General features: G+C 62.7%; 16 protein-coding genes. 12 read left to right on the top strand and 4 right to left on the bottom strand.

All coding sequences use genetic code 11. The annotated features are described in order from the left end of the window. The first annotated feature begins 29 nt into the window (after window positions 1-29). Entirely contained in the window at window positions 30-1,337 is a 1,308-nt protein-coding gene (locus ACZ5YV_RS14415) for a glycerate kinase type-2 family protein (protein WP_464789760.1), read from the top strand. A 15-nt stretch (window positions 1,338-1,352) separates the two neighbouring features. Here ACZ5YV_RS14415 and ACZ5YV_RS14410 read toward each other — a convergent pair whose 3' ends face one another. Further along, complete coding sequence (locus ACZ5YV_RS14410; RefSeq protein WP_464789759.1) at window positions 1,353-2,081, bottom strand: FadR/GntR family transcriptional regulator; 729 nt, start codon at window positions 2,079-2,081, stop codon at window positions 1,353-1,355. Between the two features lie 133 nt (window positions 2,082-2,214). On the opposite strand from ACZ5YV_RS14410, the gene ACZ5YV_RS14405 reads away from it, so the two are divergent. Then, entirely contained in the window at window positions 2,215-3,282 is a 1,068-nt protein-coding gene (locus ACZ5YV_RS14405; RefSeq protein WP_464789758.1) for a TolB-like translocation protein, read from the top strand. 48 nt (window positions 3,283-3,330) lie between these two features. On the opposite strand, the gene ACZ5YV_RS14400 is transcribed toward ACZ5YV_RS14405, so the two are convergent. Continuing rightward, window positions 3,331-5,487: an alpha-amylase family protein gene (locus ACZ5YV_RS14400; RefSeq protein ID WP_464789757.1), complete on the bottom strand. Its 2,157-nt coding sequence runs from the start codon at window positions 5,485-5,487 to the stop codon at window positions 3,331-3,333. Window positions 5,488-5,758: 271 nt separating this feature from the next. Between ACZ5YV_RS14400 and ACZ5YV_RS14395 the strand changes: the two genes are divergently transcribed. The 5 genes from ACZ5YV_RS14395 to ACZ5YV_RS14375 are packed head-to-tail and all read left to right on the top strand — an operon-like array spanning window position 5,759 to window position 11,277. Then, complete coding sequence (locus ACZ5YV_RS14395) at window positions 5,759-7,429, top strand: L-lactate permease (protein WP_464789756.1); 1,671 nt, start codon at window positions 5,759-5,761, stop codon at window positions 7,427-7,429. A 13-nt stretch (window positions 7,430-7,442) separates the two neighbouring features. Further along, complete coding sequence (locus tag ACZ5YV_RS14390; RefSeq protein ID WP_464789755.1) at window positions 7,443-8,747, top strand: glycerate kinase type-2 family protein; 1,305 nt, start codon at window positions 7,443-7,445, stop codon at window positions 8,745-8,747. 31 nt (window positions 8,748-8,778) lie between these two features. Next, a complete protein-coding gene (otnI, locus tag ACZ5YV_RS14385; RefSeq protein ID WP_464789754.1) occupies window positions 8,779-9,564 on the top strand; it encodes a 2-oxo-tetronate isomerase in 786 nt (261 codons plus the stop codon). 1 nt (window position 9,565) lies between these two features. After that, on the top strand, window positions 9,566-10,501 hold the full coding sequence (locus ACZ5YV_RS14380) for a 2-hydroxy-3-oxopropionate reductase (protein WP_464789753.1): 936 nt from the start codon (window positions 9,566-9,568) through the stop codon (window positions 10,499-10,501). After that, window positions 10,498-11,277 (top strand): SDR family NAD(P)-dependent oxidoreductase, encoded by a 780-nt coding sequence (locus tag ACZ5YV_RS14375; RefSeq protein WP_464789752.1) that lies wholly within the window; start codon window positions 10,498-10,500, stop codon window positions 11,275-11,277. The genes ACZ5YV_RS14380 and ACZ5YV_RS14375 overlap by 4 nt, the downstream gene beginning before the upstream one ends. Before the next feature lie 51 nt (window positions 11,278-11,328). On the opposite strand, the gene ACZ5YV_RS14370 is transcribed toward ACZ5YV_RS14375, so the two are convergent. Beyond that, window positions 11,329-12,132 (bottom strand): cyclase family protein, encoded by an 804-nt coding sequence (locus tag ACZ5YV_RS14370; protein ID WP_464789751.1) that lies wholly within the window; start codon window positions 12,130-12,132, stop codon window positions 11,329-11,331. An 86-nt stretch (window positions 12,133-12,218) separates the two neighbouring features. Then, window positions 12,219-14,423: a ThuA domain-containing protein gene (locus ACZ5YV_RS14365; RefSeq protein ID WP_464789750.1), complete on the bottom strand. Its 2,205-nt coding sequence runs from the start codon at window positions 14,421-14,423 to the stop codon at window positions 12,219-12,221. A gap of 106 nt (window positions 14,424-14,529) precedes the next feature. Here ACZ5YV_RS14365 and ACZ5YV_RS14360 point away from each other — a divergent pair, with 106 nt between their 5' ends. The 5 genes from ACZ5YV_RS14360 (at window position 14,530) to ACZ5YV_RS14340 (ending at window position 20,339) form a co-directional block, all read left to right on the top strand. Then, window positions 14,530-15,450, top strand: coding sequence for an IclR family transcriptional regulator (locus ACZ5YV_RS14360; protein WP_460989757.1), 921 nt, complete (start codon window positions 14,530-14,532; stop codon window positions 15,448-15,450). Window positions 15,451-15,602: 152 nt separating this feature from the next. After that, complete coding sequence (locus tag ACZ5YV_RS14355; protein ID WP_464789749.1) at window positions 15,603-16,823, top strand: hypothetical protein; 1,221 nt, start codon at window positions 15,603-15,605, stop codon at window positions 16,821-16,823. Then, window positions 16,820-18,514, top strand: coding sequence for a DUF1592 domain-containing protein (locus ACZ5YV_RS14350; protein ID WP_464789748.1), 1,695 nt, complete (start codon window positions 16,820-16,822; stop codon window positions 18,512-18,514). The genes ACZ5YV_RS14355 and ACZ5YV_RS14350 overlap by 4 nt, the downstream gene beginning before the upstream one ends. Then, window positions 18,514-19,860, top strand: coding sequence for a DUF1552 domain-containing protein (locus tag ACZ5YV_RS14345; protein WP_464789747.1), 1,347 nt, complete (start codon window positions 18,514-18,516; stop codon window positions 19,858-19,860). The genes ACZ5YV_RS14350 and ACZ5YV_RS14345 overlap by 1 nt, the downstream gene beginning before the upstream one ends. Next, on the top strand, window positions 19,857-20,339 hold the full coding sequence (locus tag ACZ5YV_RS14340) for a VOC family protein (RefSeq protein ID WP_464789746.1): 483 nt from the start codon (window positions 19,857-19,859) through the stop codon (window positions 20,337-20,339). The genes ACZ5YV_RS14345 and ACZ5YV_RS14340 overlap by 4 nt, the downstream gene beginning before the upstream one ends. Window positions 20,340-20,512: the final 173 nt, after the last annotated feature.

Here is a 20,512-nt window from a genome sequence, read left to right as displayed (position 1 = left end):
TCATTGCCGATTTGTAAGTCCAGTGCAGAATGGCGGTGAGGGAACAGGTTTTGACGGACGGCGGGGAGATGAAAGAGGCGCGGATCGCGCTGGCGCGGGAGATGTTCGACGTCGCGCTGTCAGCGGTATCTGCGGAGCGATGCCTGCCTTCGCATATGCCATCCCCGCCGAAAGGACGGCGGCTGGTGCTTGCGGTGGGCAAGGCGGGCGCGGCGATGGCAGACGTCGCGCTTCGCCACTCTCCGCAGGGGACGCAAACGATCATCCTTACGCCGTACGGCCACGGCCTGCCGTCCGGAACCTTCCCCGCCGACGCGCTGGTGATCGAGGCCGGGCATCCCTTGCCCGATGAGCATGGCCAGCGCGCGGCGCAGATGATCCAGGAAGCCGTGCGAGACCTTGGCGAAGAGGATCAATTGCTGGCGCTGATCTCCGGCGGCGGCTCTGCGTTGTTGGCGTTGCCGGTCGATGGCGTGTCGCTGGACGACAAGCGCCGTGTGACGCGTGAGCTGCTGTTTTGCGGCGCTACCATTTCGCAGATCAATTGTGTGCGCACGCATTTATCACAGGTCAAGGGCGGCCGACTGGCCGCGTTGGCGCATCCTGCGGAGGTCGTCACATTGGCCTTTTCCGACGTGCCGGGCGACGATCCAGCCTTGATCGCTTCAGGTCCCACCGTTGCCGACCGGACGACACTCGCCGACGCGCGGCGGGTGATCGAACGCTATCGCATCACCGTTCCAGACAATGTGATGGCGGTGTTGAGCGATGACCGCCACGCCACGCCGCGTCCGGGGTCGCCCGAACTCGCGCGGGCCGATACGCGGATCGTCGCGCGCAATCGCATGGCGCTGGAAGCTGCGGGGGAAGTCGCCATGGCGGCGGGATATAAGCCCGTCTATCTGGGCGACGATCTGGAAGGGGACGCGACCGAACTCGGCATTGTTCACGCGGCGCTCGCCCTGCATCATCAGCGGAAGGGCGGGCGCTGGGCGCTGCTGTCTGGTGGCGAAACCACCGTGCTGGTCGGCAATCCGTCAGGCAGCGGCGGGCGCAACAGCGAATATATGATGAGCCTTGCCATGTCGCTGGATGCCGCGCCGGGCATATCGGCGCTGGCGTGCGATACCGACGGCATCGATGGCGTGGGCGGTCATGCGGGGGCCATCGTCGATGAAAGCACTTTGGCGCGGGCTCGTGCCGCAGGCATGTCGGCAAGCGGAATGCTGCGCGAAAATAACAGCTTCGGCTTCTTCAACGCGTTGGGAGATCTGGTGTTTACCGGGCCGACGCGTACCAACGTCAATGATTTTCGCGCTATCCTGATCGACGGGTGAGCCCCATGCGGAAGGTCAGTCGGCGGGAGCCCCATGAATTTTCCAGGCCGCGCCGATGGCAAAATGGCTAAGGATCAAGTCGTCCGCCATCAGCGCGTCGCCCGCGCGGACAGCTTCAAAGATGCGGCGGTGATGATCGACCAGATATTCCCGCGCCATCGGGCTGTCCGCAATGCGTTGGCGCCGTTCGACATGGGACCGTTCCAACAGGTGCGTAATCGTGCCGTAGACGGTAGACAGCGCAGGTGAGTGCGCAGCCGCGACCAGCTGCGTATGGAAATTGAGGTCGGCATGACCACCTTTGGCGACATCGCCGATCGTCGCTTCTATATCCTCCAGCGCCTGTTCAAGGTTCTGGCGATCTTCTTCCGTGGCGCGGGCGCAGGCCAGCCGTAGCGCCTGCCGCTCCAACGCGATCCGCACTTCGACAATATCGTCGATGATTGCCGGTTGCTGCGCCAGAGCGAGGGAGAAAAACTCGCCCAGCACCGATGCATCGGGAACGCGCACGGTGCTGGCGCGGCCGTGGCGCGTTTCCAGCACGCCGATCATCTCCATCGCGCGCACGGCTTCGCGCACGGCCGGGCGGCTTACCCCTAGGCTGAGCGCGAGTTCCCGTTCGCTCGGCAGGCGGTGGCCGGTCTGGACGCCGCCATTCACCAGCAGCTCGCGCAAATGGGCAAGCACCCGGCGATATCCGGAACTTTCTGGCTCTGCGGCTAGAGTGGCGCACTCCATGGTCATCGTGCGGCTTTATCGCCCGCAAGCGCTGCTGACCAGTGGTTAGTCTGGCTGTCCACATAGTGAAACGGCGACAGGCCCTGCTTGACTTATTACGGCCACCACGTTGCTTGCGCAGGGACAAGGAGACAGATCGATGAAGGCAAAATATCTCTCGTTATCCGTCATGCTCGCAGTGCTGCCCCTGTCTGCGCTTCCCGCGCAGACCTTTACGCGGGGCGAGGCCGTTCCTGCTGCGATGCCGCTGGGGAACAAGCCGGGCAATCCAATTCAGGACATGCCGCCCGGACAGCGGCTGATTTCAGCCTTCGGAGAGCGGCCGGTCTTTTCGCCCACGGGCGATAAGCTGGCCTTCATCGGCAAATCCTACGGTGACGCTTTCGAATATGACATGACGACAAGGCGTACCCGTAACCTGACGGATCACGCGCCCAGTGAAGGCTATTTGCGAGTGCATTATCTGGCCGATGGCAGCTATGCGCTGCTGGGACCTCGTATCTTGGGTAAGACGCGGGAAGAGACGCGCCACGGCCGCATCGAACTATTCTGGATGGACCCGCAGGCGATGCGCGCACCAGTGCCACTGGGCATCACGGTGTTCGAAGGGATAGCGCTCAGCCCACGCAACAACATGATCGCCTGGAGCCAGGTAAAGCCTGCAGCAGGTGGCAAACCAGCATCGACCACCATTTATACGGGGCGGGTTGCCGTTAACGCGCAATCAGCGAAGTTGGAAGATGTACGGGAAATCGTGACAACGACTGAATGCTTCGTCGAAGCGCAAGACTTCCTGCCGGGCGATAAGGGGCTGGTCATGCCCTGCTATGGTTTTGGCAAGGGGCCGACGGGCGTGGAGACGAAGGTGTTGTCCGTAGATTTCGCGACCAAAAAGATCACCGAATATCCGACGCCGTCCACCCTATATGGCGAGGTCGAAGGCATCTTCCCGGATGGCAAGCGGACATTGGTGGAATGCGCACAGGACCGCGTTAAAGGCATGGATCTGTGTGTCCTTGATCTTGATCCAAAGAAGCCGCGCTACACGCGCATGACGAACATCGTGCAATATGGTGGCTGGAAATATGGCAATCCGGTCGTGCGGCCCGATGGCCGGATGATCGCTGCGCAAGTGGGGTCGGCGGACGTGATCGATGCAGGCGTGGGGCAGGGCATCGTGCTGATGGACCTGGCGCCGAACTTTTGATCGTCGCGGATTGGGGAGGAACTGAGAGTTGCCTCCCCAACCCCGCAATCAAGCAAGCGTCAACTGCACTGCTTCGAACGTATCGACCGGCGGCAGGTCAAACCAAAGATGGTCGCCATCGCCATCCCGCCGCTCGCCTCTGACCGGCTTGCCCGCCACCAGCATCTGCGCCGTGCTGCCCACCGATCCGCGCACGCCGAGCGTCAGGCCGTGGGCTATGACGGGATCGCCATAATGGGTGTTACGCTGGCCCGAATAGTTGATGATATGCACCAGCATCTTGCCCGTGTCGGCCTGCCGCATCGCCATCATCTCCATCGGTCCCGGCCCTTCCAGCACCAATGGCGGTGGTGGCGCATAGCGGGCGATCAGGCTTTCGAAAAGCACCCGATGCGCATCGATTCCGTCACGATAATAAAGCCAATCGGGCAGCCATGGGATGTGCACATGATGCCCCTTTCCATAAGCCATGACCAGCGCGCCAGCGTCGGCGCGCGCCGTTTCGCCCGGCCGCGCATAGGAAAATTCGGGCGGGCCGAAACGCTGATCGGGCGCGAAGGGGATCAGGCTCGACGCGCCGCCGCGGGGGGTGACGGGGAAGAAGTCCGCGTCGATCGGCATGCGACCGGGTCCCATGGGGATGGCGGCCTTGCTCATGTCGAGAGACCAGCCATGGCCATCGCGCGGCTGACCGAAGCTGCTCACCGGGCTGGACTTCATCGCCGAGCCGGAGCGCGGCTTTCTCCCTTGTCCCTGTGCGCCGGTGTAGCCGGTCGCGATGAGCAGGCCGCCAGCTTCGACAAAGGCGTCGAGCGCATCGGCATCCTCATCGCTCAACGTCATGATATGCGGCATGATGATGACGTCATAGGCTTTGTCGCGCGTCGCGTTGCGCACCTGCATTCCGTTAGTCATCCAGAAGGGGAGGCGGGCATCGACCAGCGCCTGATAGGCCCCGCGCTGCGCACCGGTGCTATACCGCGCCAGCCCGGCGCCGGGCGACTGGAAGATTGATCCCATATTGTAGATCGCGACGCGGGCAGCCGGGGTCAGCCCGGCATAATGCTGTTCATTGGCGGCGTGCCAGTGGAAAAGGCGCGAGACGGGAGGCAGAAACCGAGGATCGTCCTGATCATTGAGCGTTCCCATCAGATAAAGGTCGAGCTTCGCGCCCGTGCCGAGCGCCTGCGCGAAACGCAAAATGTGGTTTTCGGTGCTTTCCGTCACCTGCCGCCACGGATAGTCCATATGCGCAGTGGAGGTTGCGGAAAAGGCCCTGCCTGGCGCAAGTGCCATGAGCGCCCGAGTCTGTTCGCCCATGGCGTAAGGCCATTCGGGCGCCTTGCGTGAAACCCGGCGCTGCACCTCTCCACGCGCAACGACGCCGCCGAAAAAATCCATCAAGGGCACATGGGGCCGTGCCGCCTCGCTGACTGCGCGCGCCTTTGCGGAAAGCTCGGTCATGACGCGCGTCTGGAACTGCTGATAAGCCTCCCAATTGGGATCGGTGCCGTCTTCGGTTTTGGGTAGGTCCAGCTTGTACAGTTCCCGAAATCGTCGCTTGCAATTGTCGCATACGCAAATGCCATGATCGACATCGGAATAGTCGGTGCGGACGAAGCCGGTCATGTTGAAGAACATACCGTCCACATCATGGCGTTCGACCCCTTCCTTCAATATCTGAAGGCTGTAATCCTGCGCCCAGCCGCCATTGGGGCAGGCCTGGTAGGTGCCGGCATATTCACGCGGACTGCCATCGCGGTTGCGCATGAACCATTCGGGATGTGCGTCATAGGCAGGCCGCATCGCCTTGGACAGGTCAAAGCGGCCAATATAGGCCAGCCCTTCGGCATGAGCGGCGGCGACCATCTCGTCTGCGAAATCGTTTTTCAGATAGGGGTTGCGATAGTGGAGCGGCAGCTCAGTGGGATAGAAGGCAACGATCCCGCCTATGTTCGACACGATCATGCTCGCACCGAAGGCGCGGGTTTGCCGGGCGATCTCTCGCGGATCTTCCAGGGCGTCGATTTCGCGCAGGTTGGTTTGGAGTATGCGATATTCATGCGTCCACCATTCGCGCCGATTAAAGCCGCCGGTGTTCAGGGCGGACCAGGCCGGGCCGGGAAGGGCGCTCATCATAGCTGCCGTGGGCAAGGCGCGTACGAGATCGCGGCGCGAGATCCCGCCGTTCGCTTTCAAGTCCATCCTCCTCATGCTCCTGAATTTGCAGATTGGAACGTTCAGTCTGCACCGGCGTGCCTGGATGGACAATGATGCCGCCGACGCCGTTCCGCGATATGGAACGGCACGCCGCCCGCCACAGTGTCTGTTCCGCATCGCGGAAAGGCGGGTATCTCTTGCCTGTCATCCTCCTTAGCGACGGTCGAACGGCTAACAGCGGGGGGCGAGTGGCGATACCACGGAAATTCCGCATGATTTGAGATAGACCGCGATAGGAATGGGCAGGGATGGCGCCATGATCTGGGCACAGAATTACGACCCTTTCGGCAATGGTTTGCTGTCGGCTCTGGTTGCGGCCGTCCCCGTCGTCGTGCTGCTGGGGGCGATCGGCCTTTTTCATGTGCGGGCGCATATCGCCGCCCTGATGGGCTTGGGGGCGGGCCTGGCAGTCGCGGTGTTGGCATTCGGCATGCCTCCGGGCCTGGCAGTGCGCGCAGCCGGTTTCGGTGCGGCCTACGGGCTACTGCCGATCGGCTGGATCGTGCTCAACATCATCTTCCTCTACCAGCTGACGGAAACGACCGGGCAGTTCCACATCCTGCGCGGCGCGATCACGTCGATCACCGCGGACAGCCGGTTGCAGCTGCTGCTGATCGCCTTCTGCTTCGGTGCCTTCTTCGAAGGAGCTGCGGGGTTCGGGACGCCGGTCGCGGTCACGGGCGCGATGTTGATCGGCCTTGGCTTTACGCGGTTGCAGGCGTCCGGCCTGTCGCTGATCGCCAATACCGCGCCCGTCGCCTTCGGCGCACTCGGTACGCCGCTCGTCACGCTGTCTGGCGTGACCGGGCTGCCTCTGCTCGAACTGTCGGCGATGGTGGGGCGGCAGATGACGCCCTTCGCCATCATCGTGCCCTTTTGGCTGCTGGTCGCCTATTGCGGGTGGCGGCGGACGATGGAGGTGCTGCCCGCCGTGTTGATCGCAGGCGTCAGTTTCGCGCTGGTGCAGCTTCTCATCTCCAACCTTCATGGCCCTTGGCTGACCTCCATCGGCGCCGCGCTCGCGTCGATCACGGCGCTTATCGCTTTCCTGCGGATATGGCAGCCCGCGCGGATCATGCATGTCAACGAGGCGAAGCTCGCGCCGGGTGACGAGCGGGACGTGGCCGCGACCGTGGACGCCGCCCATGCTGAGCCGCTGCATGATTCCGCCGCCGTTCGGCGTGCCTGGATGCCGTGGATCATCCTGACGGCGTGTGTCTTCCTGTGGGGCCTTCCCTTCATGAAGCAGGGGCTGGACGCCATCTTCGCGCTGCGCCTGCCCTTTGTCGGTCTGGATGGGGTGATCCAGCGCCTGCCTCCTGTCGTCACCGCGCCGGAGTTTGAAAAGGCGGTCTATAATCTCAACCTGCTGTCGGCGACGGGCACGGCGATATTGGTGGCAGCCCTTGCCTCCGCGCTGCTGTTGCGGGTCCCTCTGCGCACGGTCGGTCGCGTCTATCTGCACACGTGGAAGCTGGTACTGCCATCGCTGCTCACCATCGCGGCGATGTTGGGGCTTGGCTATCTCACCCGTTATGGTGGCATTGACGCGTCCATGGGCCTAGCCTTCGCGGCGACGGGAGTTCTCTATCCTTTCTTCGGCACCATGCTGGGGTGGCTGGGCGTTGCCGTCACCGGATCCGACACGGCCTCCAATGTCCTGTTCGGCGGATTGCAGAAGATCACCGCCGAACAGTTGAACCTTTCGCCCGTGCTGATGGCGAGTGCGAACAGCGCGGGCGGGGTCATGGGCAAGATGATCGATGCGCAGAGCATCGTCGTGGCCTCCACCGCGACGCAGTGGTTCGGTCAGGAAGGCCGCATATTGCGCCATGTTTTCGTACACAGCTTGGTGCTGGGTTCGCTGATTGGCCTGTTCGTGATGTTGCAAGCCTATGTCTATCCCTTCACCCTTCTGGTTCCCTGAGGTGGCGCCTATTATGCAGACGGCCGCCGCCCGCGCTCTGCTGGAAAGCATCTATCTTGAGGCGCTGCAGTCGGTGCGCGGCGAGAGGCTGGTTGCGTCGCTGGGCGTTCCCGCGGCTGACCACTGGCTTATCCGCCACCAGGGCAAAGCCATAGACTGGCTACTTGCTCCAGATGGCCGCATCGTCGTGATCGGCGCGGGTAAGGCCGTGGGGTCGATGGCGAAGGGGCTGGAAACCCTGCTGGGGGAGCGGATTTCCGATGGCTGCATCATCGTCAAGCATGGCCATGACGAGCCGTTGACGCGCATCCGGCAGCTTCAGGCTGGCCATCCCATACCTGACGCGCAGGGGGTGGAGGCTACCGCCGAGATGCTGCGCACGATCGACGGGCTGACCGAGCGTGACAGCGTGATCGTGCTGCTCACCGGCGGTGCGTCGGCGTTGATGGTCGCGCCGGTCGATGGCGTGACGCTGGAGGAAAAGGCGGCGGTAACAGAAATGCTGCTGCGCTCCGGCGCATCGATCGAGGAGATCAACGCCGTGCGCAAGCGCCTGTCGCGCGTGAAGGGCGGCGGGCTGTTGGACCATATCGGCCCCGCATCGGTGCTGACCTTGCTGATATCCGACGTGCCGAGCGGCGACATCTGCATGATCGGATCGGGGCCAACTCTTGCTGGCGGAGAAGAACTGGAGGATTCGGTCGCTGTTCTCGCGCGATATGGGCTGGAAGATACTGTGCCCGCATCGATCAGGTGTGCGCTTGCCAAAGGCGTGCATCCGGTGCCCCAAACGGTGGGACGGCGCGAGACACTGCTCCTAGCCGAGAGCGCTACGCTGGTGGAGGCTGTGCATCGCATTGCGGCGCGGGAGGGGGTGCCCGTGCGAGATGTGGACACCGCGATGGCCGGCAACACTCATGACGCGGCGCGGGCGATGGCCGCTGCCCTGCGCACAGTACCGCCGCAGGATCGCCCCATGCTGTTGGTATCGGCTGGGGAAACCACACTTGAGGTGACGGGCGACGGGCTGGGCGGACGCAACCAGGAATTTGCTCTGGTCGCCGCCATGGCGCTGGCCGGGCAGGACAATGCCGTCCTGCTTGCCGCTGGCACCGATGGCACGGACGGGCCAACCGATGCGGCGGGGGCCTTTGCCGATGGCGGGCTTCACGAGCGTGCGTGGGCGGCGGGGATCAGCCCGGCGGAGATGCTGGCGCGCAATAACAGCTACCGATTGTTCGACGCGACGGGCGACCTGTTCCGCACAGGACCCACGGGCACCAATGTCATGGATCTGGTGCTGGGTCTCGCCTTCTGACCGGGCGCGAATTGAAAAGAGAGGAAGAGACATGGTCAAGCTGGCCGCCAATTTATCGATGATGTTCCAGGACCTGCCCTTTCTCGACCGCTTCGATGCGGCGGCGGAGGCGGGCTTTTCCGGCGTCGAGTTTATGTTTCCCTATGATCATGGCGCGGAAGAGGTAGCTGAACGGGCGCGGCGTTGCGGGCTGGAGGTCGTGCTGTTCAACCTGCCCGCAGGTGACTGGGCTAGCGGAGAGCGCGGCATCGCTGCGCTGCCCGATCGCGTGGAGGAGTTTCGCGCGGGCGTTGCTAAAGAGCTGGACTATGCCAATGCACTGGGCTGCCCGCGCCTGCATCTGATGGCGGGGAAGGCGCCCGTAAGCGCGGAATGCCGGGCTGTATTGATGGACAATATCGCTTACGCAGCCGATCTGGCGGCGGATGACCGCGTTGAGATACTGATCGAACCGATCAACACGCGCGTCGATATTCCGGGCTATTTCTACTGCACTACCGCCGAAGCATTGTCGGTGATTGACGAGACGGGCCGCGCCAATGTCCGCCTGCAATATGACATCTATCATATGCAGATCATGGAAGGCGACCTTGCCCGCACGATTGAGCGCTTGCTGCCCCGCATCGGCCATATGCAGCTGGCCGACAATCCGGGCCGCGCCGAACCCGGCACGGGCGAGATCAATTATCCCTGGCTGCTGAGCCACATCGACGCGCTGGGCTATGACGGGTGGATCGGATGCGAATACCGGCCTGCGGGCGACACGAAGGCGGGCCTTGGCTGGGCGCGCGATTATCTGAAATCCGGGAGGGCGTGATATGAACATCGGTTTCATTGGCCTCGGCATCATGGGCCGTCCCATGGCCGGGCATCTACAGGCGGCGGGCCATGCGATCTACAGCTGTGCCAACCGCACGCCGATGCCGGATGAGTTGCGGGAAGGCGGTGCGGTTGCCTGCGCCACGCCTGCGGAAGTGGCGGCAGAGGCCGAATGCCTGATCCTGATGCTGCCCGACACGCCGGACGTCGAACGCGTGCTGTTCGGCGCGGACGGCGGGGCGCAGCGGTTGAAGCCCGGCACGACCGTCATCGACATGAGCTCCATAGACCCGATCGCGACGCGCGACTTTGCAGAGCGGATCGAGACGCTAGGCTGCGCCTATATCGACGCGCCGGTTTCCGGCGGTGAGGTGGGGGCGAAGAATGCGGCGCTTACCATCATGTGCGGGGGCAAGGCGGTTGTTTTCGAAAAGGTCCGGCCGCTATTGGAACTGATGGGCAAGAATATCACACTGGTGGGCGACGTGGGCGCGGGACAGGTGACCAAGGTCGCCAACCAGATCATCGTCGCGCTGAATATCGAAGCCGTGTCCGAAGCGCTGGTCTTCGCATCGAAGGCGGGCGCGGACCCGGCGCGGGTGCGCGAAGCGTTGATGGGCGGCTTTGCTGCGTCGCGCGTTCTGGAGGTGCATGGGCAGCGGATGATCGACCGAACCTTCGACCCCGGCTTTCGCATCCGGCTCCACCAGAAGGATTTGAATCTGGCGCTTTCTGGTGCGGGTTCGTTGGGAGTTTCGCTGCCTGCGACGGCAAATGCGCAGCAACTTTTCAGCAATTGCATAGCCCACGGCGATGCGGAAAAGGATCACAGCGCGATGGTGACGGCGCTCGAACGAGCTGCTAACCACATGGTGAGTGGTTACTCAATTAACGACGTTTCCGACGCCAACAGCTTTTCCGGAGGATGCTCATGACCAACAATCGTCTCAAAGACCGCCGTATCATCGTGTTCGGCAGCGCGACCGGCATCGGCGCTGCCACTGTGAAGCGCCTGGCCGAGGAAGGCGCGCGCGTCTGCGCTGCCGACATCAACCTCGAAGGTGCGACGCAAGTGGCGCAGGAAGCGGGTGGGGAGACCTTTGCAGTCCATGTCGATATTTCCGACGAGGCATCGGTGCAGAAGGCCACGGAAGAGGCGGTGAGCCGCTTCGGCGGCCTCGACGGGGCGCATATCAATGCGGCAGACCTGCGCGTTATCATGGAGGATAGCGACGCGCTGGCCATCGACCTTTCCACATTTGACCGCACGATCGCTGTGAACCTGCGCGGGCATTTGTTGTGCACTCGCGCCGTGGTGCCGCACCTCGTCAAGAGCGGCAAGGGCGCGATTGTCTACACCAGCTCCGGTTCGGCGCATGGTGGTGAACCGACGCGACCCTGCTATGCCATGGCGAAGGCGGGCGTGAACGCGCTGGCGCGCCACGTCGGTGCACGCTGGGGCAAGGAAGGCATCACCGCCAATGTGCTCGCGCCCGGTTTCACCGTGACCGGCGAGATGAAGAAGGCGATGGAAGCGAACGCCGAGGAAGCCACCAAGTGGGCCGACTATTTCATGTCACGCACCCCGCACACCCGGCTGGGCCAATCCGAAGACCATGCCGGCGTCGTCGCGATGCTGTTGTCGGAGGATGGCCGCTGGATCAACGGTGCGATCTATGACGTCAATGGCGGATCGATGATGCGCGCTTGACGGCACTGGCTGCGGCGCTCGCTTCTGCACGGGCGGCGTCGCAGCGTTCGTTCAAAAGAGCGCGATCACCCGCGCGGGCATGCCGGTGGCGTTTTCCAGCGGCGCGACGCCTGCGAATAGCAACCCGCCCGCAGCAGGTGCGCGATCTAGATTGGCGAGCCCCTCCAACGCCCAGCGCCCACTGCGCAGCCATGCCTGATGAACGGGGAAGGCGGGCATCGCCTCACCCGCATCGATCGACATGGTATCGACGCCGATGCCACGCACATCCCGCTTCATCAGAATGTCCATGACGGCAGCATCGAAGCCTGGACTCTTGCGCCGTTCGGCGGGGGTGAGGCTTGCATAGCTCGAAAAGGCGTTCAGCGGATCCCAGCCCGAGAGCATGGCGACGCAGGAACCGGACGGGATGCGGCCGTGGCGGCGTTCCCATGCGATGACATCCCGCGGTTCCACCCGGGCGTCGCGATCGGTTTTGACCTTGTCCCTTATGTCGATCACGACGAGCGGAACGATCAACTGGCTGACGGGTATGTCGCCGATCGATGCTCCATCAGGCGCGAAATGACGGGGCGCGTCGAGATGCGTGCCGGTATGTTCGACGATCGATATGCGATTGAGCGCCATCCCTGCCTTCGTTCCCGATCCTTCAACCGCTTCCATGTTGAGGCGGCCGGGGGTGAAGGCGAAGGCCCGCGTCAGCCTATGCGTGAGGTCGAGGATGTGCAGTTGGCGTCCGTGAAAGGAAAGACTGGTCTGATCGGGGGTTATGGCAGCAGCATCGGCGACGGAGGCTGTGCCCAGAGCAAGAGCGCCCAGCGCGCTCAAGGCGAGCATGTCGCGGCGGTCGATCATCGCGGCTTTTTCCTTTTCTTCAAAGAAGTAGAATCCTTCGACAAGCTCTGGGCGAACGGAACTTAGGTTCTCAGGAAGTCACGACCCTAGGCCAAGTCGATCGCGACAACTTCGTGGAAGTCGATGTACGGTACATCGACTTCCACCCAACCGTCTGCCGCCCGGTGTGGCACAGCCATTCCGGCGGTCAGTAGCCGGGCCTGGGCAGCGCCTTTGCCCTGAGGCAGTTGCATGCGGACCCGGTAAGGGCCGGTCCTGATCGCCTCGCGATAGCTGCCCCGTATCGTCATGGGGTTGTTGAGATTGACCAGATGCGCGGTCATCGATTTGTCCTGGCGCCAGCAGGCGATGTCCAGCAGGCCCGGCCCTTCGATCTGTAGCGGATGCGCTTCCTGATGGGTCCAGTCGAGCATGGCGTGCAGCAATGTCAGATGATCGCCATGACCAAGCTCTGCAAAGGTGCGGTCGATGTCCATGGGCAGATAGGCGACGCGGCCACGGCCGACTTGACGGCAGATCGCCATCGGCAGGTTGGTTTCCGTCTTGTCAGTGAAGACGCGTTCCATTGGCAGGTCGGGATAGCTCGGCACCAGCGTCAACGCGACTTCCCTCTGGTCGCGCGCGGTGACAGGCTGGCGGAAGAGCGGGCCGATGGTGCGATTGATGTCGCGCAGTCCGCTGATGGCCGGGTGGGCATGACGCAGGGTGAGATAGGCGTTCTTGAGCGGTCCCTCAGCCTTTCCGGCGAGGGAGCAGCCGAATAGGTCTGCAAGGCCAAAGTCCGTCCGTTGCCGTCCGTCACCATCATAGAGCGAGGTCTGATAGGTTGCGATTAAGTTGCCGCCGCGCTGCACGAAGGCGCGAATCTGATCGCATTGCGCGTCCGACAGTACCGCCGCATTGGCGAGAATGATGGTGCGGAAGCGCGACAGGCTGGCTTCGTCCAGAAAATCCTCGTCGATGAGGTCGAAGGGCACGCGCGATTCAAGCGCAGCCTGGTGGAAACCGCGCGAATGACTCTCCAACTGCCCGCGCTGATTCCAGCCGCCCAGATAGGCAGTCGTCCGAGGTGAATGGACGATCGCAACCCGCGCCAGATTGCCGTTGTTGCGCAGATAGGCTTCGTTGGCGTGGTGCCAGCTGTAGATTTGCCGGACCACCTCCATCCAGCGGCGGTCGAGCGGCTTGGCGTTGAACTTGGTAATCCACGGGCGCGCGCCCTGGGCGATCGCGCCTGCCGCCCAGATGCGGATTTCGGCCGGGCTCTGCACCGAATCCTTCCAACGATAGGCTTCTTCCACCCCCACGGAGATGATGTGGCCGACCGGCTTGTCCTTCATGAAGGCGCGCAGTTCGCGGGTGTAGCGGCCCGCGCCCCACACCTCGGGACCTGTGCCCCAGCCCGAATCGTCGGAAGAGCGTGCCTGGCGATCGCAAAAGGCGAGCGGAAGTCGCTTTGACAGGGCGGGGCCGTTCAAATCGACCAGTCCCCGGCGGTCACCGCCTGGGATGAAGAAGGCCTGGGGCCGGTACTTGCGCGCGGCCGCGTTCCAAAGGTCCATGAGGGCGAAGAGCCGATCTTCAACCCAGGCCGCATATCGCCGCCCTTCCGGTTTGGAAGGGTTAGGATCGGCCGGAATTTCCTGCCCCGATGCGACGCGGTAGAGCGTCCGGCAGCTTTGGCAGTAGCAGGTGCCGCTGCCGTTCCAGCGGTTGCCGAAGAAGCCATCCACCGGATAGCGCCGGGCGATTTCCTCGATCACCTTGGGCATCAGGTCGAAATTATAGGGGCCATAGGCGCAGGTGAGTGTCAGGTCCGGTGCGCTGCCGTGCCGTTTGATCTTGCCGTCCGGGCCGGTCAGCGCCCATTCGGGATGAGCAGCGGCGGCGGCCGCGTTCATTGCGTGCGGATCGATACGGGCGAGCACGCGCATGCCCAGCTTCTTGCACGCAGCGACCATGTCGCCGAACGGGTCCACGCCCTTGTCGATGCCCTGCGCCATGCCATGATAAGGGATGGCCGTCGGGTAGAAGGCGATGCCTCCTCCGGCGCTCAGGCAGACGCCGTCGGCATGAATCTGCTGGAAATAATCGATCCAGAAGGCCTGATCGTAACGGCCCGGATCATCTTCGGTAAAGGCAAGCTGGAACCAACGCATGGGTTCGCTCGCCCAGTCCGGCGCGCCGCTTAGTCCGATTTTGCGGGCAAAGGCGGGCTCGATACCGGACAGCAGCGCACCAGCCCCCAACGTCAATGCTGTGCGGCGATCGAGCGGCAAGATGTCAGGCATGATCCTCTCCTCAGCTTGGCCGATCCTTAGCCCAAGGCCGTCAATCCACAATCGATCATCCCATGATGTGGGACGTCGATGCGAGCTGGATGTTTTCCTGACACGCATGATGGATACGGGCCGATCGAAGGCCGACGCAAAGCATATCGACAAAGGTGGGGAAACAGGTCATACCAGTTTCTCTAAGGCTGGCGTTCGCGCGACGACAGCTCAGCAGGGCGAGGAACAGGATGTGACCGATAGTCAGCAAGAGCCGGAGGACGGTCTGCTTGGGCGAGTCCAGTCGCTGGTGCGGGCGTTCGGCATTCTCGATGAATTGGCCAAGAGCGACTATATGACGCTCAGTGACCTGTCCCGTGCCGTGGGCCTGCCGCGATCCACTACCCATCGCCTGCTGACGACCATGGAAGCGTTGCGCTATGTCGCTTTCGACCGGCGGAAAAATGGCTGGTCGGTCGGTGTCCAGGCCTTCACCGTGGGGGCGGTTTTCGCCCAGACGCGGGACTTGGGCCAGTTGGGTCACAGCATCATGCGGTCACTTATGTCGGAAGTGCAGCATTGCGTGAACATCGCCGTGCCCGAGGGGGCGGGTGTCTGTTATGTCGGCCAAGCCGCGACCAACGGTTTCCGCCAGACTGCGGCGCGGCCGGGTGCTGTGCTGCCACTGCATAGCACGGCGTCGGGCAAGGTACTGATGGCGCAATGGTCGCGGCCGGAGTTCGACCGTTATCTGGACAGCACGCCGCTCAAGGCCCGCACTGCGCGCAGCATCATCGACGGCGACCGTTTGCGTAGCGAATTGGCGCAGATCAGGACGCGTGGATATGCGCTGGACGATGAAGAGCATAGCGATGGCCTTCGCTGCGTCGCCGCTGTGGTCAAGGATCGCTACGGGCTGCCCAAGGGGTCACTGTCGATTTCGGACCGGTCGTCTCATCTGACCCGCGCCCGGCTGGACGCGTTGGGGCCTGCGCTGATCAGCGCGGCGCAGCGGATGAGCGTGGAAATCGCGACGCAGAGTTTCTGATCAGCCTGATCTGTCTAAATCCAGCCTTACCAGACATTTCGGATCACTTCTGCCGCTTCGGTGAACAGTAACGCCGTGGCGCACGCCTGCGCGGCTGCGTGATAACGGATGAAGAAACACCGGCGTAACAGCGCGGGCGGCAGGAGAGGGTGATGAAAGATATGAGATCCCATGTGCGCGACAGCCGTGTCGCGGCGGGATTGCTGGCGGTGGGCAGCCTGATGGCGGTTGGTGCGTCCGCGTCGCAGCCGCAGAGCTTTTCCTTTGCGCTGACCAATATCTATGTCGCGGCTTACGAAGATGAAAAGGCGTGTCGCGCGCCGTCGCTCAGTTCGTCCGACCTGTTCCTGAAAACCCTGCCGCGCGCCGAGCGCGCGAAATATGAGGCGCCCGACAAGGTGCGGGAGTTGCACAATCTGATGGGCCAGCGGCTGGGCTTCAAAATGGTGCCTACGGGCAAGCCTTCCGGTTCCAATGGCAGCATGGCTCAACTGAGCGAAGCGGAACAGGAAGCCTTGCGCCAGAAATATCATATACCGAAGGGGAAGGGCACGGCTGCCTTCCTGGGCACCCGTTTTGCTTATGACAGCTGCACCAATCCGGAAGACTTCCCCTTCATGGAAAAGGGGAATGAGGATTATCGCGGGCCAATCGCCTACGGCATCGATCTGGACGGCCGCGCGAGCAAGGACGATTATGTCAGCCCCGATAAGAAGCCGGGCGTCGATAACCAGTTGATCCGGGCGGTGGGATGCACTTTTTCCACGCGCGATTTCGGCACGCCCAAGGTGGCGGACGAGGTGATCACATCGATGTCGTCGCCCACGCTGGTCGAGGTCAGCGGCGTCGATGATCCGGTCAACGACGATGATGTGACGGTGCGCCTTTATGCCAGCGCCAACCCTTTGGAACTGTCGGGTGCGGGGAAGCCGCTGGCATGGGCCAGTCTGGATATTGATCCGGATCGCCGCTTCATGGCGCAGGCCAAGGGAAAAATCCGCAACGGCGAACTGCTAACCGAACCGTTCGACTTACGGTTGCGGCTGCGTGAGCAGATCATCGACAGCTATCGCGAGGTCCGGCAAGCGCGCATCCAGGCGAAGATCAAGCCGGGCGAAGCGATAGAGGGTGGCATTTACGGCTATCACACTTTGGCGAGCATCGAGGACAATTATCATCAGTCGACCCAGGTGGGCGCCAATCTGACGCGCATGTCCTGCCCCGCGCTGATCAAGGCGGTGCGCCGCTATGCCGATGCCTTCCCTGACCCGAAGACGGGACGCAACACGGCCATTTCATCAGCTTTGCGGTTCAAGGGCGTGCCCGTCTTCCTGATCAAACCCCAGCAAGTGGCGCAAGGAGTGCAGCAGTGAGCGGGCTAGTGAATTCATCGCGCGTCCTTCGCGCGCTGTCCGTTGTCACGGCGCTCTGTTCCATCGGCGCAATCCTGATGGCCGCCAGCGCCGGACAGGCGGATGCGCCAGCGCAGCAGGCGCAGCAACCACAGGTCCCCAAGTTCCGGCGGCTGACCGAGGCGCAATATCGCGCGACCATCGCCGATATATTCGGGCCTGACATCAAAGTCAGCGGCCGGTTCGAACCCGACATGCGGGTCGGCGGTTTGCTGGCGGCCGGAACCAGCGCGGTGTCGCTCACCCCGGCAGGGGCGGAGCAATATGAGCAGATTGCGCGCGGCATCGCCGAACAGGTAGTCGATGCGAAACATCGCGACCGGCTGGTCGGCTGCGCGCCGTCAGCATCCGATCCGCAAGGCGCTGCCTGCGCGGCGGATTTCTTCAAGCGGGTGGGCCTCAGGATTTATCGACGGCCACTGACCGACGGGGAGGTGAAGCTTGCCGTCGCCCAGACGCTGGCGGCGGCGGCGACGGTGAAGGATTTTCACGGTGGGCTGGCGATCATGCTGACGGCTATGCTGTCGGACCTGCCCTTTCTCTTTCAGACTGACGGGGAGGTGGCCGACCCGAGTGCGCCGGGCGGCCGGACGATCGACGCTTGGTCGCGCGCCAGCAAGCTCAGCTACTTCCTGTGGAACAGCACGCCGGACGAACAATTACTGCAAGCGGCGGCGGACGGCAGCCTCATGACGCAGGCGGGGCTTGTCCGGCAGGTGGACCGGTTGATGGCGTCGCCCCGGTTTGAAACCGGCGTGCGGTCTTTCTTCGACGATTTCCTCCAGTTGGAGGGCATGATGTCGCTGTCGAAGGACGGGATTATCTACCCGGCGTTCCGCTCTTCCGCCGCGCCCGCCGCGCGGGAACAGACGTTGCGCACCATCACGACGCTGCTGGTTGAGGAAAATGGCGATTATCGTGACTTGTTCACCACTCGCCGGGTGGCGATGAACCGGCAGTTGAGCCCGCTCTATCGCATACCCTATGGTCCGCGCGACTGGTCGATGATCACTCTGCCTAACGATGATCCTCGCGTCGGGCTGCTGACGCAGATCAGCTTCCTGGCACTCCATTCCCATGAGGGGCGGTCTTCGCCTACGTTGCGTGGCAAGGCGCTGCGTGAAGTGTTGATGTGCGAACATGTGCCGACGCCGCCCGCCAATGTGAACTTCACTATCGTCCAGGATACAAGCAATCCCGCCTTTCGCACCACGCGCGAGCGATTGAAGGCGCATCTCGACGATGAGGAATGCGCGAGCTGTCATAAGCTGACTGACCCGATGGGGCTGACGCTCGACAGTTTCGATGGCGCTGGACAGTTTCGGCCGACGGAAAATGGCGTACCGATCGACACGTCGGGCATGCTCGACAAGGTCGCTTTCAACGACAGCGCGGGCCTGGGCAAGGCTTTGCACGACAATCCCAAGGTCACGCAGTGCGTGGCGCAATCCGCGTGGCGCTATGCGGCCGGGCGGTCGCTGCTGCCTTCCGAAGAGCCTCTGATCACGCGCCTGCATTACGATTTCGCCCACGTCGGATTTCGCATTCGGCCGCTGTTCCGGCGGATCGTCATCGATCCCCAATTCTTCGCCGTCCGGGCGCCAGCAGCATCACGGATCGCGGGCAAGCCATCATCAGGAAGGAAAGGTTGATGACGCAGTTCGACAGGCGCGGCTTTTTGCTGCGCGGCATGCTCAGCGGCGGCGCGGTGGCGGTGGGCCTGCCGTTTCTCGACTATTTCCTGGACAATAACGGCGCGGCGGTGGCCGAGACCTATGGAGGCGGTCGCTTGCCGGTGCGCTTTGGCACATGGTTCTGGGGCTGCGGGATGATCCCCGATCGCTGGAACCCCAAAACCGCTGGCATCAACTACGACCTCCCGCCTGAACTAGAGCCGATCAAGCCGGTGCATGACAAGGTTTCCGTCCTTTCAGGCTTCGGTGTCACCTTGGGCGGTAAGAGCAACCAGCCGCATATCTCAGGCAATGTGGGCCTTCGAACCGGGACGCCCAGCGACACATGGCAGCAGCTCGTCGGCCCGACATTCGACGTCAGCATCGCGGATGCGATCGGTGCGGGTACGTTGTTCCGCAGCCTGGAACTGAGTGCCGATGGCAATGCGCGCACCAGCTTTTCCTATCGCAGCGGGACGGAGATGAACCCCAGCGTTGCATCGCCGATGGAACTGTACCGCCGCATCTTCGGCGCTGATTTTCGCGATCCCAATGCGGCGGAATTCACCCCCGATCCCAAGGTGATGGCGCGCCGCAGCGTTTTGTCCGCCGTGACCGATGAACGGCGCCGGATGCTGGGCAAGCTGGGCGCGGAGGACAGGGCGCGGGTCGACAGCTATTTCACCTCCATCCGGGAGGTTGAAAACAAGCTGGCGCTGCAACTGGAAAAGCCACCCCGGGCAGAGGCGTGTATCGTGCCAGCGCAGCCTGCCGATCTGCCCGCCAGCACGGACGTGACCGCCCGCCAACAGTCGCATAAGCTGATGGCGGAACTGCTGGCGATGGCCGTCGCCTGCAACCAGACAAAGGTGTTCAACATGGTCTTTTCCACTGCCACTGCTGACCTGCGGCAGGCCGGATCGCCCACCGCCTATCATCAGGCCACGCATGAGGAACAGGTGGACCGGACAAAGGGCTATCAGCCGACAGTCGATGCATTTTCCACGCAGAGCATGCAGGGATGGGCCGACTTCGTAACGGCAATGTCAGCGGTGAAGGAAGGGGACGGCACCTTGCTCGACAACATGCTGGTCGTTGCTCATTCCGAGGTCAGTTACGCGAAAAACCATGACGTGAATGGCATCCCGGTGATGTTGGCCGGACGTGCAGGCGGGAAGGTGAAGAGCGGCATCCATATAGCAGGGCAGGGTGAACCGATTTCGCGCGTCGGCCTCACCATGCAACAACTGATGGGCGTTCCCGTCGATGCCTGGGGCACGGACGCCATGCGGACGTCGCGCAGCTTATCGGAGATCATGGCATGAAGCGCGCCGCGATGATTGCCCTCTCCGCGCTGCTGGCAACAACGCCCGTTTACGCGCAGACGCAAGGTCAGTCTGCGATGTCAGGGTTCAGTTTCCTGTCGCTGGAGGTGGCCGACATGGCCCGCGCCCGATCCTTCTATGTCGATGCGCTTGGCATGAAGCCGGTCTTTACGATCAGCAAGCCGGGTGATCCTGCCGAAAAGATCGCATTCAATTTTTCCGGTGATCCCCGGTCCAGCGAACCTCTGCTGATCCTCATTCATTATGCAAAGCCGAAATCCACCCAGAACCGTTCGACGGGTGCGAAGGTCGGCATTCGGTTCAGTGACAGTCGGGCCGCCGCGCTGCGCGTACAGAAGGCGGGTTTCCCCATCGTCAGGATCGCGGCGGCGGACGAGAAGGGGCCAGTGATAAATAGCGTCGTGCGCGACGCCGATGATGTAATCGTGGAACTTGTGCAATTGCGGGGTGGTCAGTAGGCCGTGTCGGAAGGCGAGGCGAGCTCTGTTCCGCCTCTTGGGGAACGACCTTCTCTCGCCTATTGTCAGCATTGCATGAGACATTTATGGCCGATTCGAACGGTCAGGTGGCGGACTGTGCGCAGACAAGTTCGCCTGATTCCGCTTAAAATGCGGATTTTTTGATCGATCGC

It is taken from the genome of Sphingobium sp. TomTYG46 (assembly GCF_055396345.1).
Note: the sequence above shows the minus strand (reverse complement) of the source record. Positions and strands in the feature narration are given on the sequence as shown.

Excerpts from the sequence above, each read along its gene's own strand:
- ACZ5YV_RS14405 (WP_464789758.1), top strand. The coding sequence starts at position 2,215 with ATGAAGGCAAAATATCTCTCGTTATCCGTCATGCTCGCAGTGCTGCCC.
- ACZ5YV_RS14345 (WP_464789747.1), top strand. The coding sequence starts at position 18,514 with ATGACGCAGTTCGACAGGCGCGGCTTTTTGCTGCGCGGCATGCTCAGC.
- ACZ5YV_RS14365 (WP_464789750.1), bottom strand. The coding sequence starts at position 14,423 with ATGCCTGACATCTTGCCGCTCGATCGCCGCACAGCATTGACGTTGGGG.
- ACZ5YV_RS14360 (WP_460989757.1), top strand. The coding sequence starts at position 14,530 with ATGATGGATACGGGCCGATCGAAGGCCGACGCAAAGCATATCGACAAA.
- ACZ5YV_RS14410 (WP_464789759.1), bottom strand. The coding sequence starts at position 2,081 with ATGACCATGGAGTGCGCCACTCTAGCCGCAGAGCCAGAAAGTTCCGGA.
- ACZ5YV_RS14390 (WP_464789755.1), top strand. The coding sequence starts at position 7,443 with ATGCAGACGGCCGCCGCCCGCGCTCTGCTGGAAAGCATCTATCTTGAG.
- ACZ5YV_RS14380 (WP_464789753.1), top strand. The coding sequence starts at position 9,566 with ATGAACATCGGTTTCATTGGCCTCGGCATCATGGGCCGTCCCATGGCC.
- otnI (WP_464789754.1), top strand. The coding sequence starts at position 8,779 with ATGGTCAAGCTGGCCGCCAATTTATCGATGATGTTCCAGGACCTGCCC.
- ACZ5YV_RS14355 (WP_464789749.1), top strand. The coding sequence starts at position 15,603 with ATGAAAGATATGAGATCCCATGTGCGCGACAGCCGTGTCGCGGCGGGA.
- ACZ5YV_RS14370 (WP_464789751.1), bottom strand. The coding sequence starts at position 12,132 with ATGATCGACCGCCGCGACATGCTCGCCTTGAGCGCGCTGGGCGCTCTT.
- ACZ5YV_RS14340 (WP_464789746.1), top strand. The coding sequence starts at position 19,857 with ATGAAGCGCGCCGCGATGATTGCCCTCTCCGCGCTGCTGGCAACAACG.
- ACZ5YV_RS14415 (WP_464789760.1), top strand. The coding sequence starts at position 30 with ATGGCGGTGAGGGAACAGGTTTTGACGGACGGCGGGGAGATGAAAGAG.
- ACZ5YV_RS14395 (WP_464789756.1), top strand. The coding sequence starts at position 5,759 with ATGATCTGGGCACAGAATTACGACCCTTTCGGCAATGGTTTGCTGTCG.
- ACZ5YV_RS14375 (WP_464789752.1), top strand. The coding sequence starts at position 10,498 with ATGACCAACAATCGTCTCAAAGACCGCCGTATCATCGTGTTCGGCAGC.
- ACZ5YV_RS14400 (WP_464789757.1), bottom strand. The coding sequence starts at position 5,487 with ATGGACTTGAAAGCGAACGGCGGGATCTCGCGCCGCGATCTCGTACGC.